This window comes from Shigella sp. FC1661 (assembly GCF_001712525.1).
Classification (GTDB): Bacteria; Pseudomonadota; Gammaproteobacteria; order Enterobacterales; family Enterobacteriaceae; genus Escherichia; species Escherichia coli.
The window spans coordinates 1-14,791 of record NZ_MDGW01000607.1 but is presented as its reverse complement, the minus strand read 5'-3'; the positions used below and the strand labels follow the sequence as shown (position 1 = coordinate 14,791).

General features: G+C 50.3%; 15 protein-coding genes, 3 tRNA genes and 2 pseudogenes. 7 read left to right on the top strand and 13 right to left on the bottom strand.

All coding sequences use genetic code 11. The features are described 5' to 3' along the window. The 6 genes from BFF42_RS28075 to cysZ all read right to left on the bottom strand — a co-directional run. On the bottom strand, nucleotides 1-124 hold a 124-nt coding region (locus BFF42_RS28075; protein ID WP_227894989.1), incomplete at its 3' end, for a hypothetical protein. Nucleotides 125-224: 100 nt separating this feature from the next. Beyond that, nucleotides 225-734, bottom strand: coding sequence for a PTS glucose transporter subunit IIA (gene crr / locus BFF42_RS26285; protein ID WP_000522245.1), 510 nt, complete (start codon nucleotides 732-734; stop codon nucleotides 225-227). A gap of 40 nt (nucleotides 735-774) precedes the next feature. Next, a complete protein-coding gene (ptsI, locus tag BFF42_RS26280; RefSeq protein WP_000623148.1) occupies nucleotides 775-2,502 on the bottom strand; it encodes a phosphoenolpyruvate-protein phosphotransferase PtsI in 1,728 nt (575 codons plus the stop codon). Nucleotides 2,503-2,546: 44 nt separating this feature from the next. Continuing rightward, nucleotides 2,547-2,804, bottom strand: coding sequence for a phosphocarrier protein Hpr (gene ptsH, locus BFF42_RS26275; RefSeq protein WP_000487600.1), 258 nt, complete (start codon nucleotides 2,802-2,804; stop codon nucleotides 2,547-2,549). A gap of 383 nt (nucleotides 2,805-3,187) precedes the next feature. Further along, nucleotides 3,188-4,159, bottom strand: a complete 972-nt coding sequence (gene cysK, locus BFF42_RS26270; RefSeq protein WP_000034402.1) for a cysteine synthase A — start codon at nucleotides 4,157-4,159, stop codon at nucleotides 3,188-3,190. A 184-nt stretch (nucleotides 4,160-4,343) separates the two neighbouring features. After that, nucleotides 4,344-5,105 (bottom strand): sulfate transporter CysZ, encoded by a 762-nt coding sequence (gene cysZ, locus BFF42_RS26265; RefSeq protein ID WP_000254839.1) that lies wholly within the window; start codon nucleotides 5,103-5,105, stop codon nucleotides 4,344-4,346. Nucleotides 5,106-5,334: 229 nt separating this feature from the next. Between cysZ and zipA the strand changes: the two genes are divergently transcribed. From zipA to BFF42_RS26250, 3 genes are all read left to right on the top strand, one after another. Further along, a complete protein-coding gene (zipA, locus tag BFF42_RS26260) occupies nucleotides 5,335-6,321 on the top strand; it encodes a cell division protein ZipA (protein WP_005030504.1) in 987 nt (328 codons plus the stop codon). Between the two features lie 70 nt (nucleotides 6,322-6,391). Continuing rightward, nucleotides 6,392-8,407: an NAD-dependent DNA ligase LigA gene (gene ligA / locus BFF42_RS26255; protein WP_039059483.1), complete on the top strand. Its 2,016-nt coding sequence runs from the start codon at nucleotides 6,392-6,394 to the stop codon at nucleotides 8,405-8,407. Nucleotide 8,408: 1 nt separating this feature from the next. Continuing rightward, nucleotides 8,409-8,627, top strand: a complete 219-nt coding sequence (locus tag BFF42_RS26250; RefSeq protein WP_000410201.1) for a DUF3820 family protein — start codon at nucleotides 8,409-8,411, stop codon at nucleotides 8,625-8,627. Here BFF42_RS26250 and BFF42_RS26245 read toward each other — a convergent pair. Further along, entirely contained in the window at nucleotides 8,624-9,622 is a 999-nt protein-coding gene (locus BFF42_RS26245; RefSeq protein WP_000765617.1) for a bile acid:sodium symporter family protein, read from the bottom strand. The two genes, BFF42_RS26250 and BFF42_RS26245, sit on opposite strands and share 4 nt — an antisense overlap. 89 nt (nucleotides 9,623-9,711) lie before the next feature. Here BFF42_RS26245 and BFF42_RS26240 point away from each other — a divergent pair, with 89 nt between their 5' ends. Then, nucleotides 9,712-10,638: a LysR family transcriptional regulator gene (locus BFF42_RS26240; RefSeq protein WP_001109794.1), complete on the top strand. Its 927-nt coding sequence runs from the start codon at nucleotides 9,712-9,714 to the stop codon at nucleotides 10,636-10,638. Here the strand turns inward: BFF42_RS26240 and BFF42_RS26235 are convergent. From BFF42_RS26235 to BFF42_RS26225, 3 genes are all read right to left on the bottom strand, one after another. After that, nucleotides 10,629-10,970, bottom strand: a complete 342-nt coding sequence (locus tag BFF42_RS26235; protein ID WP_000201413.1) for a FlxA-like family protein — start codon at nucleotides 10,968-10,970, stop codon at nucleotides 10,629-10,631. The two genes, BFF42_RS26240 and BFF42_RS26235, sit on opposite strands and share 10 nt — an antisense overlap. A 119-nt stretch (nucleotides 10,971-11,089) precedes the next feature. Next, a tRNA-Lys gene (locus BFF42_RS26230) sits at nucleotides 11,090-11,165 on the bottom strand. Between the two features lie 4 nt (nucleotides 11,166-11,169). After that, nucleotides 11,170-11,245 (bottom strand) — tRNA-Val (locus BFF42_RS26225). 259 nt (nucleotides 11,246-11,504) lie between these two features. Here BFF42_RS26225 and gltX point away from each other — a divergent pair. Further along, on the top strand, nucleotides 11,505-12,920 hold the full coding sequence (gene gltX / locus BFF42_RS26220) for a glutamate--tRNA ligase (protein ID WP_000695657.1): 1,416 nt from the start codon (nucleotides 11,505-11,507) through the stop codon (nucleotides 12,918-12,920). Nucleotides 12,921-12,969: 49 nt separating this feature from the next. Here gltX and BFF42_RS26215 read toward each other — a convergent pair whose 3' ends face one another. Together BFF42_RS26215 and BFF42_RS26210 are read right to left on the bottom strand one after the other, a co-directional pair. Next, nucleotides 12,970-13,362 carry a MerR family transcriptional regulator gene (locus BFF42_RS26215; protein WP_000826503.1) on the bottom strand — a complete coding sequence of 131 codons (393 nt, stop codon included), beginning with the start codon at nucleotides 13,360-13,362 and terminating at the stop codon, nucleotides 12,970-12,972. A 1-nt stretch (nucleotide 13,363) separates the two neighbouring features. Further along, complete coding sequence (locus BFF42_RS26210) at nucleotides 13,364-13,723, bottom strand: YfeC-like transcriptional regulator (RefSeq protein ID WP_000472020.1); 360 nt, start codon at nucleotides 13,721-13,723, stop codon at nucleotides 13,364-13,366. Between the two features lie 220 nt (nucleotides 13,724-13,943). On the opposite strand from BFF42_RS26210, the gene BFF42_RS26205 reads away from it, so the two are divergent. Together BFF42_RS26205 and BFF42_RS26200 are read left to right on the top strand one after the other, a co-directional pair. Then, nucleotides 13,944-14,019: transfer RNA gene (locus BFF42_RS26205), tRNA-Ala, on the top strand. A 208-nt stretch (nucleotides 14,020-14,227) separates the two neighbouring features. After that, a pseudogene (locus BFF42_RS26200) lies at nucleotides 14,228-14,464 on the top strand (MASE1 domain-containing protein); the annotation flags it as partial. A gap of 16 nt (nucleotides 14,465-14,480) precedes the next feature. Here BFF42_RS26200 and BFF42_RS26195 read toward each other — a convergent pair. Next, a pseudogene (locus tag BFF42_RS26195) lies at nucleotides 14,481-14,791 on the bottom strand (IS1-like element IS1A family transposase); the annotation flags it as partial.

Below are 14,791 nucleotides of genomic sequence, written 5' to 3'. Positions count from 1 at the left end.
GGCAACGAGAGATGAGTTCGGGGTCGAGGTAATCCCCCAGAGAAGTCAGTGGGTTACGCAGAGAATCGTAACGGGATACCAGATCAAGAGCCTGTCCAATGTGCATAAAAAAATCCGGAAACAAGTGAGCGTTTCCGGATTCTTACACAGCCACTGGATCGGTCAACTGATCCTTAACTGATCGGCATTACGCCGATGGGCGCCATTTTTCACTGCGGCAAGAATTACTTCTTGATGCGGATAACCGGGGTTTCACCCACGGTTACGCTACCGGGCAGTTTGATCAGTTCTTTGATTTCGTCCATGTTGGAGATAACAACCGGAGTCAGGGTAGACTTGGCTTTCTCTTCCAGCAGCGGCAGATCAAATTCAATGACAGTATCGCCAACTTTCACGCGCTGACCTTCTTCTGCAATACGCTTGAAGCCTTCGCCTTTCAGTTCAACGGTGTCGATACCGAAGTGGACGAACAGTTCAACGCCGCTATCAGATTCGATAGAGAACGCGTGATTGGTTTCAAAGATTTTACCAATGGTACCGTCTACAGGCGCGACCATTTTGTTACCCGTTGGTTTGATAGCAATACCATCACCAACGATTTTTTCCGCAAAAACGACATCCGGCACGTCTTCGATATTGACGATCTCGCCAGAGAGCGGAGCAATGATCTCAATAGTTCCGGTATCCTTCTTGTCGTCGGAAACCAGAGATTTCAGTTTATCGAACAAACCCATGATCTTCTCCTAAGCAGTAAATTGGGCCGCATCTCGTGGATTAGCAGATTGTTTTTTCTTCAATGAACTTGTTAACCAGCGTCATTAACTCGTCCGTTGTCGGTTGAGCAAGAGCCTGCTCTGCTAACACCTTCGCATCTTCGAAGTTCGTGTTACGGATAATCTTCTTAATGCGCGGGATAGAAATGGCGCTCATAGAGAATTCGTCCAGACCCATCCCCAGCAACAGAAGTGTAGCACGTTCATCGCCAGCAAGCTCACCACACATGCCAGTCCATTTGCCTTCAGCATGAGAAGCATCAATAACTTGCTTGATCAAGTTCAGCACGGACGGTGACATTGGCTGGTAAAGGTGTGAAATCATATCATTACCACGGTCAACTGCCAGAGTGTACTGCGTTAAATCATTGGTGCCGATACTAAAGAAATCAACTTCTTTGGCTAAATGACGTGCAATTGTTGCGGCAGCCGGTGTTTCCACCATTACGCCGATTTCAATTGACTCGTCAAACGCTTTACCTTCGTCGCGCAGTTCCTGTTTGTAGATTTCGATCTCTTTGCGCAGTGCACGCACTTCTTCAACAGAGATGATCATCGGGAACATAATGCGCAATTTACCGAAAGCCGAGGCACGCAGGATAGCGCGGAGCTGATCGCGCAGGATCTCTTTACGATCCATCGCGATACGGATAGCGCGCCAGCCGAGGAACGGGTTCTCTTCTTTCGGGAAGTTCATGTATGGCAGCTCTTTGTCGCCGCCGATGTCCATGGTACGAACGATAACCGCCTGCGAGCCACACGCTTCAGCCACTGCTTTGTAAGCAGCAAACTGTTCTTCTTCAGTGGGCAGCGCGTCGCGGTCCATGAATAGGAACTCAGTACGATACAGACCAACGCCTTCAGCGCCGTTACGCTCTGCACCTTCAACGTCACGAACCGTACCAATGTTAGCGCATACTTCTACCTGGTGACCGTCCAGCGTAATAGCTGGCAGATCTTTCAGTTTAGCAAGCTCTGCTTTTTCAGAAGCCACTTGCTCCTGAACAGCGCGCATTTTATCAATAACTTCGTTGGTTGGATTGACGTAAACCTGATTATTTACGGCATCCAGAATCAGATAGTCGTCATTTTTCACCTGAGAGGTGACGCTACCGGTACCCACGATAGCAGGCAGTTCCAGAGAACGCGCCATGATAGAGGTGTGGGAAGTACGGCCACCCGCGTCGGTGATGAAACCCAGCACCTTCTTCAGGTTCAGCTGTGCGGTTTCGGACGGCGTCAGGTCAGCGGCAACCAGAATGACTTCATCCTGAATGGCGCTCAGGTCGATAATCTTCAGGCCCAGGATGTTGCGCAGCAGGCGCTTACCGATATCACGTACGTCAGCCGCACGTTCTTTCAGGTATTCATCATCCAGCTCTTCCAGGGCAGAAGCCTGACCTTCGATAACTTCATGAGCAGCTGCGTCAGCTGTCATGTGTTTATCTTTAATCAGGGCTATGATTTCCTGCTCCAGCTCCTCATCTTCGAGCAGCATAATATGCCCTTCAAAGATGGCTTCTTTTTCTTCACCGAACGTTTCACCAGCTTTCGTTTTGATCGTTTCCAGCTGGGCTGATGCCTTGGCACGACCGCTCAGAAAACGTACAACTTCCTGATCAACCTGGTCGGCAGAAATTTTTTTCCGGTCAATGACAATTTCGTCTTCTTTCAGAAGCAGAGCTTTACCGAAAGCGATACCCGGGGATGCTAAAATGCCTGAAATCATAACCCTACCTTACTTGTGACTGATTTTTAAAAGAACCCGGGAAATTACTCGAGTTCCGCCATCAGTTTAACCAGATGTTCAACCGCTTTTTGCTCGTCTTCGCCTTCTGCGGAGATAGTCACAACGGTACCTTGAGTCAGGCCCAGAGTCTGCAGTTTAAACAGGCTTTTCGCGCTGGCGCTTTTGCCGTTGGAAGTCACAGTAATTTCAGAAGTGAAGCCCTTAGCTTCTTTTACAAACTGGGCAGCAGGGCGGGTGTGCAGACCGTTCGGAGCTGTAATGGTAACTTCTTGCTGGAACATTGTATTTCCCCAACTTATAGGTTTAGTGTTGTGGAACTAAAGTCTAGCCTGGCGGTTCGACTTTAGCCTGTATTGTTAGCGCCAGTTTTTAATAGACGCGACGCACGAAGAGCGCAATACAGTCCATTGCTGGCGGGTGTTGACCGCTGACGTTTCGTACGTCATTAAACATTATGCCGCTAAAGGAAGAATTGAACCAAATCATAAAATCGATTCAGCTTTGGCTTTTCCTGTAACGATTAATTTCGCGCATCAAAATAATTAGTCTGGTTAAATACCAGTTCCGACAGGCTGAATCAATGCCAGGAGGGGCGAAAGTTTGAAGCAGGCCACAAAAAAGCACCTAAAAAGGTGCTTTTTTACGCATTTTTAACAAGCTGGCATTACTGTTGCAATTCTTTCTCAGTGAAGAGATCGGCAAACAATGCGGTGCTTAAATAACGCTCACCCGATGATGGTAGAATAACCACAATATTCTTGTTGGTAAAGCTTTCATCTTCTTGTAGTTTCAACGCCGCGGCAACAGCTGCTCCAGAAGAGATACCTGCAAGAATACCTTCTTCTTCCATTAGACGACGGGCGGTAGAAATGGCTTCTTCATTGGTGATGCCAATGACTTTATCGACCAGCTTGAGATCGAGGTTAGCCGGGATAAAACCAGCGCCAATACCCTGAATTTTATGCGGGCCAGGTTTAATCTCTTCACCTGCCAGCGCCTGGGCGATAACTGGAGAATCGGTTGGCTCAACGGCGACAGAGATAAGATCGGTCTTGCCTTTGGTGCCTTTAATGTAGCGGCTGACGCCAGTCAGCGTACCGCCAGTCCCAACGCCAGCAATAAATACATCAACCTGACCGTCGGTATCTTCCCAGATCTCCGGACCGGTGGTTTTTTCGTGAATTTCAGGGTTTGCCGGATTGCTGAATTGTTGCAGCAGCAGGTATTTCTCTGGATTGCTGGCGACAATTTCTTCTGCTTTTTGGATTGCGCCTTTCATGCCTTTAGCACCTTCCGTCAGCACCAGGTTTGCACCTAACGCTTTCAGCAGCTTGCGGCGTTCAATACTCATGGTTTCTGGCATGGTCAGGGTGAGTTTGTAACCGCGAGCGGCAGCTACATAGGCCAGTGCAATCCCGGTATTACCGCTGGTCGGTTCAACCAGTTCAACGCCTGGTTTCAGCACGCCGCGCTTTTCGGCATCCCAAATCATGTTGGCACCGATACGGCACTTAACGCTGAAGCTGGGGTTACGAGATTCCACCTTCGCCAGAATGCGTCCGTTACCGATGCGATTCAGGCGAACCAGCGGCGTGTGACCGATAGTCAGCGAGTTATCTTCAAAAATCTTACTCATGGCCTGTCCTTAACTGTATGAAATTGGGATACAACAGGTAGCATACCCGCTCAGAGAATATGCGGAAGTAAGGATTTAGCATATCTATATACAGAAGGGAAATAATGACATGCAAGATGGAATAAGGGGCGGCATAAGCCACCCCTGTTTCACACAAACGGTTTACAAAATAACCGGTAGATTGTTACCGCCACATCGCGTGTTTATCGCGATAGCAATCGACCCACATCGCCGTCGCGCCACAAACGGCAACGGGCATGATGAACAGATTAAGCAGCGGGATCATCGTAAACAGGCTGGTTAAAGCACCAAACTGCATATTGGTGATTTTGCGTGTGCGCAGGGCGGTGCGCATCTCTTTAAACGGCACTTTGTGGTTATCGAAGGGGTAATCGCAATACTGGATGGCTAACATCCAGGCGCTAAACAGGAACCACAGTACCGGCGCGACGGTTTGCCCAATACCAGGGATGAAGTAAAGAATTAGTAATACAATTGCGCGCGGCAGATACCAGGCAAATTTTTGCCATTCGCGTTTCATGATTCGCGGCACATCTTTCATGATACCGAAAATCCCGGTATCTGGCGGTGTAGCGCCAGTCAATCGTGCTTCCAGTTGTTCAGCCAATAAACCGTTAAACGGAGCGGCAATCCAGTTAGCAATCGTGGAGAAGAAATAGCCAAACACTAACAGCACAGAGATGACAGCCAGAGGCCACAACAGATAACTCAGCCATTGTAGCCAGTCCGGAACGTAACTCATGAGAGTCGGGATCCAGACATCGAGCTGTGTAAAGAGCCACCAGAATGCGCCCCCCATCAACAAAATATTGACCAGCAGCGGTAAAATAACGAAACGCCGAATCCCAGGTTGCGAGACGAGCTTCCAGCCTTGCGCAAAATAGTAAAAACCGCTGCGTGGGGCAGATGTGAATGATGAAACCATAATCAGGATGAGCTCCTTTTGACCAATCCCAGGAAAATTCTGCGTATTTTACCGGGTAATTGCGCAATGGACAGTTAGGATATGTTCGAAAAAACAGCAAAAAGCACGATTTCATCTATCTTTGTGCTGTGAAAGTTAATAGTGCACTTGCACTTGAGGTAATCGGCAAATACTCTTAGTGAGTAAATGTTTGCCGTGGTGGCAAGGTGTTAGAACAACAGAGAATATAATGATGCAGGATTTGCGTCTGATATTAATCATTGTTGGCGCGATCGCCATAATCGCTTTACTGGTACATGGTTTCTGGACCAGCCGTAAAGAACGATCTTCTATGTTCCGCGATCGGCCATTAAAACGAATGAAGTCAAAACGTGACGACGATTATTATGACGAGGATGTCGAAGATGATGAGGGCGTTGGTGAGGTTCGTGTTCACCGCGTGAATCATGCCCCGGCTAACGCTCAGGAGCATGAGGCTGCTCGTCCGTCGCCGCAACACCAGTACCAACCGCCTTATGCGTCTGCGCAGCCGCGTCAACCGGTCCAGCAGCCGCCTGAAGCGCAGGTACCGCCGCAACATGCTCCGCGTCCAGCGCAGCCGGTGCAGCAGCCTGCCTATCAGCCGCAGCCTGAACAGCCGTTGCAGCAGCCAGTTTCGCCACAGGTCGCGCCAGCGCCGCAGCCTGTGCATTCAGCACCGCAACCGGCACAACAGGCTTTCCAGCCTGCAGAACCCGTAGCGGCACCACAGCCTGAGCCTGTAGCGGAACCGGCTCCAGTTATGGATAAACCGAAGCGCAAAGAAGCGGTGATTATCATGAACGTCGCGGCGCATCACGGTAGCGAGCTAAACGGTGAACTGCTTCTTAACAGCATTCAACAAGCGGGCTTCATTTTTGGCGATATGAATATTTACCATCGTCATCTTAGCCCGGATGGCAGCGGCCCGGCGTTATTCAGCCTGGCGAATATGGTGAAACCGGGAACCTTTGATCCTGAAATGAAGGATTTCACTACTCCGGGTGTCACTATCTTTATGCAGGTACCGTCTTACGGTGACGAGCTGCAGAACTTCAAGCTGATGCTGCAATCTGCGCAGCATATTGCCGATGAAGTGGGCGGTGTCGTGCTTGACGATCAGCGCCGTATGATGACTCCGCAGAAATTGCGCGAGTACCAGGACATCATCCGCGAAGTCAAAGACGCCAACGCCTGATACACTTAAGGCAAATTAACTCCTCTTCGAACCCCCGCTTGTCGGGGGTTTTTAGCATTGATGGTGCGATATGGAATCAATCGAACAACAACTGACAGAACTGCGAATGACGCTTCGCCATCATGAATCTCTTTATCATGTGATGGATGCGCCGGAAATTCCCGACGCTGAATACGACAGGCTGATGCGCGAACTGCGCGAGCTGGAAACTAAACATCCAGAACTGATTACGCCTGATTCGCCTACCCAACGTGTAGGTGCTGCGCCGCTGGCGGCTTTCAGCCAGATACGCCATGAAGTACCAATGCTGTCACTGGATAACGTTTTTGATGAAGAAAGCTTTCTTGCTTTCAACAAACGTGTGCAGGACCGTCTGAAAAACAACGAGAAAGTCACCTGGTGCTGTGAGCTGAAGCTGGATGGCCTTGCCGTCAGTATTCTGTATGAAAATGGCGTTTTAGTCAGTGCCGCGACCCGTGGCGATGGCACCACCGGGGAAGATATCACGTCTAATGTGCGTACTATTCGCGCCATTCCGCTGAAGCTGCATGGAGAGAATATCCCGGCGCGTCTGGAAGTGCGTGGTGAAGTGTTCCTGCCGCAGGCGGGGTTCGAAAAGATTAACGAAGATGCGCGACGCACGGGCGGGAAAGTTTTTGCTAACCCACGTAATGCGGCAGCTGGTTCACTGCGTCAGCTTGATCCGCGTATTACAGCGAAGCGACCGCTCACTTTTTTCTGCTATGGCGTTGGTGTTCTGGAAGGTGGCGAGCTGCCGGATACTCATCTTGGCCGTTTACTGCAATTTAAAAAGTGGGGGTTGCCGGTCAGCGATCGGGTAACGCTTTGTGAATCGGCGGAAGAAGTGCTGGCGTTCTATCACAAAGTGGAAGAAGACCGCCCGACGCTGGGCTTTGATATCGACGGCGTGGTGATTAAGGTCAACTCACTGGAACAGCAGGAGCAGCTTGGCTTTGTTGCGCGTGCCCCGCGCTGGGCGGTAGCGTTTAAATTCCCGGCGCAGGAGCAGATGACCTTTGTGCGTGACGTCGAGTTTCAGGTTGGGCGTACTGGCGCGATTACGCCTGTTGCGCGTCTGGAACCTGTCCATGTTGCTGGCGTGCTGGTGAGTAACGCAACCTTACACAATGCGGATGAAATCGAACGTCTTGGTTTACGCATTGGCGATAAAGTGGTGATTCGCCGCGCTGGCGACGTGATCCCGCAGGTGGTTAACGTCGTGCTTTCTGAACGCCCGGAAGATACCCGTGAGGTTGTATTCCCGACGCATTGTCCGGTATGTGGTTCTGACGTTGAGCGTGTGGAAGGTGAAGCGGTTGCCCGCTGTACCGGTGGCCTGATTTGCGGTGCGCAGCGTAAAGAGTCGCTGAAACACTTTGTTTCCCGCCGTGCTATGGATGTTGACGGAATGGGCGACAAAATCATCGATCAGCTGGTTGAAAAAGAATATGTCCACACTCCGGCAGATCTGTTCAAACTCACCGCAGGCAAACTGACCGGACTGGAGCGTATGGGGCCAAAATCGGCACAAAACGTGGTTAACGCGCTGGAAAAAGCGAAAGAAACCACCTTTGCTCGCTTCCTCTATGCACTTGGCATCCGTGAAGTCGGCGAGGCCACCGCAGCAGGTCTGGCGGCATATTTCGGCACGCTGGAAGCGCTGGAAGCCGCTTCGATTGAAGAGCTGCAAAAGGTGCCTGATGTTGGCATTGTCGTTGCATCCCACGTTCACAACTTCTTTGCCGAAGAAAGCAACCGCAATGTCATCAGCGAGCTGTTGGCGGAAGGTGTTCACTGGCCTGCGCCGATCGTTATCAACGCGGAAGAGATTGACAGCCCGTTTGCTGGTAAAACCGTGGTGCTTACGGGCAGCTTAAGCCAGATGTCGCGTGATGACGCTAAAGCTCGACTGGTCGAACTGGGCGCGAAAGTCGCGGGCAGCGTGTCGAAGAAAACCGATCTGGTGATTGCGGGTGAAGCTGCAGGATCTAAACTGGCGAAGGCGCAGGAACTGGGCATTGAAGTCATCGACGAAGCGGAAATGCTGCGTTTGCTGGGTAGCTGAGATGGAAAAAGAGCAGCTGATTGAAATAGCCAATACGATAATGCCGTTTGGCAAATACAAAGGGCGTCGCTTAATCGACCTGCCGGAGGAGTATCTGCTGTGGTTTGCCCGCAAAGATGAGTTCCCGGCAGGGAAGCTCGGTGAGCTAATGCAAATCACGCTGCTGATTAAAACCGAGGGGCTGACGCAACTGGTCCAGCCCCTGAAGCGTCCGCTTTAAGCTTTATCGGCGCTGCTTTCCTGCTGCGCCTGTAACTGTTCGGTCTGGCGTTTGTATCGACGCGCCAGCACCGCACAGACCATCAATTGGATCTGATGGAAAATCATCAGGGGCAGCACCATCATACCGATCACCGATGTGGGGAACAGAATGTTTGCCATCGGGATGCCATTTGCCAGACTCTTTTTCGAACCACAAAAGACGATAGTAATTTCATCTGCCTTATTGAAGCCCAGTCGGCGTGCCATAAAGACGTTAACTACAATCACGATAGCCAGAAGAACGCAGCTGACCACCACGATAAACAGCAATGATCCCCAGCCAACTTTATGCCAGATACCATTAACGACGGCTTCGCTGAACGCTGTATAAACCACCAACAGAATGGACGTCTGGTCAGTTTTCGCAATCCATTTTTTATTGCGCGACACCCAGTCACCAATCCACGGCCGGGAAAGATGCCCCAACACAAACGGCAGCAGCAGTTGCAGCATAATTTTACCGACCTGCTCAAGGCTGCCCCCTGCACCGTGAACATTCATCACCAGACCAACCAGCAATGGTGAAAGGAAAATCCCCAGCAGGCTGGATGCTGACGCAGAACAAACCGCCGCCGCGACGTTACCGCCCGCCATTGACGTGAAGGCGATTGCAGACTGCACGGTAGCCGGGAGAGTGCACAAGTAGAGAAAACCGGAGTAGAGCATCGGGTCGACATTTACCGGTTTCCACCAGGCAAACAGTACACCCAGAATCGGAAACAGCACGAAGGTGCTGCACATTACCCACAAATGCAGTCGCCAGTGACCACCGCCAGCAATAATCGCCTCACGCGACAACTTCGCGCCGTGCATAAAGAACAGCAGGGCAATAGCTGCGGTGGTCAGATTTTCAAAGAAGGGGACGAAATCGCCTCTGGCCGGAAAGAAAGAGGCCAGCAACACCACCGTGATCAGGGTTAAGGTGAAAGGATCGAGGATACGAAAAAGTTTCATAAAGACTCCAGATGATCGATGGTTCTATTGTGCTTCTTCCAGTTTGAGAAATAAAATTGATTTATTGCATCCATTCATGAAGAAAACAGATGAATTATTCTTTAAAACAATTAAAGGTTTTCGTCACAGTAGCGCAGGAGAAAAGTTTTAGTCGTGCAGGAGAGCGTATCGGCTTGAGCCAGTCGGCAGTAAGTCACAGTGTGAAGGAGCTGGAAAATCATACTGGTGTTCGCCTGCTGGACAGAACCACGCGTGAAGTGGTGCTTACAGATGCAGGGCAGCAGTTGGCTTTGCGTCTTGAGCGACTGCTGGATGAACTTAACAGCACGTTGCGCGATACCGGGCGTATGGGGCAACAACTGAGCGGAAAAGTTCGGGTCGCTGCCAGCCAGACCATTTCCGCGCATCTTATTCCGCAATGCATTGCTGAAAGCCATCGCCGCTATCCAGATATTCAGTTTGTCCTGCACGATCGTCCGCAGCAGTGGGTGATGGAAAGTATTCGCCAGGGAGATGTCGACTTTGGCATCGTCATCGATCCAGGCCCAGTGGGCGATCTGCAATGTGAAGCGATTCTTTCCGAGCCTTTCTTTCTGCTTTGCCATCGCGATAGCGCTTTGGCCGTGGAAGATTATGTACCCTGGCAGGCATTACAGGGAGCGAAATTGGTGTTGCAGGATTACGCGTCAGGCAGCCGACCGCTGATTGACGCAGCGCTGGCGCGCAATGGTATTCAGGCGAATATTGTGCAGGAGATTGGACATCCGGCGACGCTGTTCCCGATGGTAGCCGCAGGCATCGGCATCAGTATTCTTCCCGCACTGGCGCTACCATTGCCTGAAGGTAGCCCACTGGTGGTAAAGCGCATTACGCCGGTTGTTGAACGCCAGTTGATGCTGGTGCGCAGGAAGAACCGTTCACTTTCCACCGCCGCTGAAGCGTTATGGGACGTGGTACGAGACCAGGGCAATGCGCTAATGGCTGGTCGGGAAGGGGATCCGTTGTATCAGATATAGATATCGATATGAGTCGTTTTTTCAACAGGATTTAGAAGGGATACATTCAGAGACAAACGCTGCTCTTTCTCCTGCGCCTTTTCTGCCTGCTGTTTCTGCAACTGCGCCAGTTGTGTTTCCAGTAGGGTGATTTGCTGTTGAATCAATTCGGCCTGTTTTTGCTTGTCTTCAGCACTGCCGCTAGTGTCTACAATCTCTTTAATTTGTTGAGTGAGTTTGATGATTTGCTGACTTATCCGCGCGATTTGTGAAGCAACATCGCTACCTTGTGATGCCCTGTTACTACTCTGTGTTTGTATGGAAGGAATTGAAGTTGAAGAGATAGTGGCCATTGTTCAGTCCTCGTCACTGTACGAGGTAATATCGGTAGAAGAACAAGGAACTTGAGAAGAAAAATCAATCTTACAAATCGCAGATAGTAAAAAAGCGCCTTTAGGGCGCTTTTTTACATTGGTGGGTCGTGCAGGATTCGAACCTGCGACCAATTGATTAAAAGTCAACTGCTCTACCAACTGAGCTAACGACCCGAAGTGGTGGGTGATGACGGGATCGAACCGCCGACCCCCTCCTTGTAAGGGAGGTGCTCTCCCAGCTGAGCTAATCACCCCCCGCTGTGTGGAGTCGCATTATAGGGAGAGTTCAAAATGAGTCAACGCATTTTCTAAAGAAATTGTTCGTTCGTCGTAAATTTAAGCAAGATGATCGCAAAACAGACCGTGTTGCGCAATTTGTCAACGAAAACAATAATGCGTAAGGTAGAAATCCGAACTACATTGAGGAATCAGGCGGGAGTGATAGAATATCGCCCACTCAATTTTTCCAGGATTTGCCGGTTGTCGGCATCTTTCTAAACGTAAGGCCATTTCATGAAAATCAAAACTCGCTTCGCGCCAAGCCCAACAGGCTATCTGCACGTTGGCGGCGCGCGTACTGCTCTTTACTCCTGGCTTTTTGCACGTAACCACGGCGGTGAGTTCGTGCTGCGTATTGAAGACACCGATCTTGAGCGTTCCACGCCGGAAGCTATCGAAGCCATTATGGATGGCATGAACTGGCTGAGCCTGGAGTGGGATGAAGGTCCGTACTACCAGACCAAACGTTTTGATCGCTACAACGCGGTGATCGATCAGATGCTGGAAGAGGGCACTGCTTATAAATGCTATTGCTCTAAAGAGCGCCTGGAAGCGCTGCGCGAAGAGCAAATGGCGAAAGGTGAGAAGCCGCGTTATGACGGTCGCTGCCGCCACAGCCATGAGCATCACGCTGATGATGAACCGTGCGTTGTACGTTTTGCTAACCCGCAGGAAGGTTCTGTTGTTTTTGACGATCAGATCCGTGGTCCGATCGAGTTCAGCAACCAGGAACTGGACGATCTTATTATCCGCCGTACCGATGGTTCCCCAACCTATAACTTCTGTGTGGTTGTCGATGACTGGGATATGGAAATCACCCACGTTATCCGTGGCGAAGACCATATCAACAACACGCCACGCCAGATCAACATTCTTAAGGCCCTGAAAGCGCCGGTGCCGGTTTACGCGCACGTTTCTATGATCAACGGCGATGACGGTAAAAAACTGTCCAAACGTCACGGGGCGGTCAGCGTAATGCAGTATCGTGATGACGGTTATTTGCCAGAAGCACTGCTGAACTATCTGGTGCGTCTGGGCTGGTCCCACGGCGATCAGGAAATCTTCACTCGTGAAGAGATGATCAAATACTTCACCCTGAATGCCGTCAGCAAATCTGCCAGTGCGTTCAACACCGACAAGCTGCTGTGGCTGAACCATCACTACATTAACGCGCTGCCGCCGGAGTATGTTGCTACTCACTTACAGTGGCACATTGAGCAGGAAAATATCGATACCCGTAACGGCCCGCAGCTGGCTGATCTGGTGAAACTGCTGGGCGAACGCTGCAAGACGCTGAAAGAGATGGCACAGAGCTGCCGTTATTTCTACGAAGATTTTGCTGAGTTCGATGCCGACGCCGCGAAAAAACATCTGCGTCCGGTAGCGCGTCAGCCGCTGGAAGTGGTTCGTGACAAACTGGCCGCGATTACTGACTGGACCGCTGAAAACGTTCATCACGCTATTCAGGCGACGGCGGATGAGCTGGAAGTGGGTATGGGTAAAGTTGGTATGCCGCTGCGTGTCGCCGTAACCGGTGCGGGGCAGTCTCCGGCACTGGATGTTACCGTTCACGCAATTGGTAGGACCCGCAGTATCGAGCGTATCAACAAAGCGCTGGCTTTTATTGCTGAACGCGAAAACCAGCAGTAATTAGCGCATAAAAGATAAACGGCAGGAGATAATATCCTGCGTTTTTTATTTATGCTGATTCGTCAATATCGAGACGGGCGAGGAAATTGCGAATTCCTTCACGTGACAAAAATTGCGCGACTTTTTCCTGCTCAATGTCTGTCATATTATCTATCGCGTTGATGATTTGTCGATACGCCGGGGCGCGTGCTCCAGGAGCGTATTCAGCAATTCTCTCTTCAGCTTCCATCAACATTGGTGTGTTATGGAAGGCTGGCGTGTTCTGAATAAACTCGCAAACTTGCGTATCGACCAGAATAAGTCTGGCACGACCGCCTTTCACGCCGGGAAATTTTTCCGTTTTCCAGCCTTTTTCTCTGATCCAACGGTTAACAGTTTGTTTAGCCACACCGAGGCATTCAGCCAGTTCTTCGGTGGTCATTTTATTGCGTAATCTTTTCATATTATTTGCTATCGCGAATCCCTAAGCCTTGTAACAATCCGATAATCCCTTCCCGCAGAAGCAAGGATGTAAACTGTTTTTGTTCAACTGGCGTCATCTCTTTCGCCAGTGTCACCAGCAATACTTCAAGCGGCGCATCACCAGAAAGGGCAGGCGCTTCTCCCTGACCTTCTGGACGTTCAGCATTGCGAATATATTCACGAACCTGTTCATTGACGTGAACCAGTCGGGCTTTGCCACCCTGGACGCCAGGTTTTGGTGACGTTGTCCAGCCTTCCTTGCGTACCCATTTATTAATGGTCTGGCGGCTATAGCCGGTCAGTCTGGCAAGTTCATCTGGTGTCATCCTCTCCTTGAACATAACAATTCCCTGAATGTATGTGGGTCTATTAGTAGTTCATTTTATAACACCACTTTACAGGAAACCGTGACATGAATAACTACTGAATGCGAGCGGTTTTCCAAAATTGTTCATTTGCCTGATTTTTCAGCGATTGAAACTACACGTTGCAATTTGCCGTTGACACATTCGGGCGGAATTCATATGATGCCGCCCGTCAACTCAACAAGCTTTACGTGACGGGGCTATAGCTCAGCTGGGAGAGCGCTTGCATGGCATGCAAGAGGTCAGCGGTTCGATCCCGCTTAGCTCCACCAAATTTCCAACCCTCGCTGCAAAGCGGGGGTTTTTTGTCTCTGCTTTTTGCCGCTTTTGTAATACAGTCTACGTCCGGGTTAGTGCCGCCTGGTGAAAGCATCATTGGATGAAAAATCGGCAACAGGCTGGCCCCCTGTTTGCTTCGCGATGCGAATAAACTTATTATTTGTGTGCCTGAAAACCCCGATCAGTGAGAGTAGTGTACTCATGTTTGTGGAGCATAACCTGATAAAAAATATCAAGATATTCACACTAGCGTTTACGCTCACCGTGGTACTTATTCAGCTATCCCGTTTTATTTCGCCACTTGCCATTATCCATTCCAGTTATATCTTTCTGGCGTGGATGCCACTGTGCGTAATGCTGTCAATCTTGTTTATCTTTGGCTGGCGAGGTGTCGTTCCCGTTTTATGCGGGATGTTTTGCACCAATCTGTGGAACTTTCGGTAATGACTCCAACTTATTGATAGTGTTTTATGTTCAGATAATGCCCGATGACTTTGTCATGCAGCTCCACCGATTTTGAGAACGACAGCGACTTCCGTCCCAGCCGTGCCAGGTGCTGCCTCAGATTCAGGTTATGCCGCTCAATTCGCTGCGTATATCGCTTGCTGATTACGTGCAGCTTTCCCTTCAGGCGGGATTCATACAGTGGCCAGCCATCCGTCATCCATATCACCACGTCAAAGGGTGACAGCAAGCTCATAAGACGCCCCTGCGTCGCCATAGTGCGTTCACCGAATACGTGCGCAACAACCGTCTTCCGGAGCC

Excerpts from the sequence above, each read along its gene's own strand:
- ptsI (WP_000623148.1), bottom strand. The coding sequence starts at position 2,502 with ATGATTTCAGGCATTTTAGCATCCCCGGGTATCGCTTTCGGTAAAGCT.
- BFF42_RS26210 (WP_000472020.1), bottom strand. The coding sequence starts at position 13,723 with ATGTTCAAGGAGAGGATGACACCAGATGAACTTGCCAGACTGACCGGC.
- gltX (WP_000695657.1), top strand. The coding sequence starts at position 11,505 with ATGAAAATCAAAACTCGCTTCGCGCCAAGCCCAACAGGCTATCTGCAC.
- BFF42_RS26215 (WP_000826503.1), bottom strand. The coding sequence starts at position 13,362 with ATGAAAAGATTACGCAATAAAATGACCACCGAAGAACTGGCTGAATGC.
- ligA (WP_039059483.1), top strand. The coding sequence starts at position 6,392 with ATGGAATCAATCGAACAACAACTGACAGAACTGCGAATGACGCTTCGC.
- BFF42_RS26235 (WP_000201413.1), bottom strand. The coding sequence starts at position 10,970 with ATGGCCACTATCTCTTCAACTTCAATTCCTTCCATACAAACACAGAGT.
- crr (WP_000522245.1), bottom strand. The coding sequence starts at position 734 with ATGGGTTTGTTCGATAAACTGAAATCTCTGGTTTCCGACGACAAGAAG.
- BFF42_RS26240 (WP_001109794.1), top strand. The coding sequence starts at position 9,712 with ATGAATTATTCTTTAAAACAATTAAAGGTTTTCGTCACAGTAGCGCAG.
- BFF42_RS26250 (WP_000410201.1), top strand. The coding sequence starts at position 8,409 with ATGGAAAAAGAGCAGCTGATTGAAATAGCCAATACGATAATGCCGTTT.
- zipA (WP_005030504.1), top strand. The coding sequence starts at position 5,335 with ATGATGCAGGATTTGCGTCTGATATTAATCATTGTTGGCGCGATCGCC.
- cysZ (WP_000254839.1), bottom strand. The coding sequence starts at position 5,105 with ATGGTTTCATCATTCACATCTGCCCCACGCAGCGGTTTTTACTATTTT.
- cysK (WP_000034402.1), bottom strand. The coding sequence starts at position 4,159 with ATGAGTAAGATTTTTGAAGATAACTCGCTGACTATCGGTCACACGCCG.
- ptsH (WP_000487600.1), bottom strand. The coding sequence starts at position 2,804 with ATGTTCCAGCAAGAAGTTACCATTACAGCTCCGAACGGTCTGCACACC.
- BFF42_RS26245 (WP_000765617.1), bottom strand. The coding sequence starts at position 9,622 with ATGAAACTTTTTCGTATCCTCGATCCTTTCACCTTAACCCTGATCACG.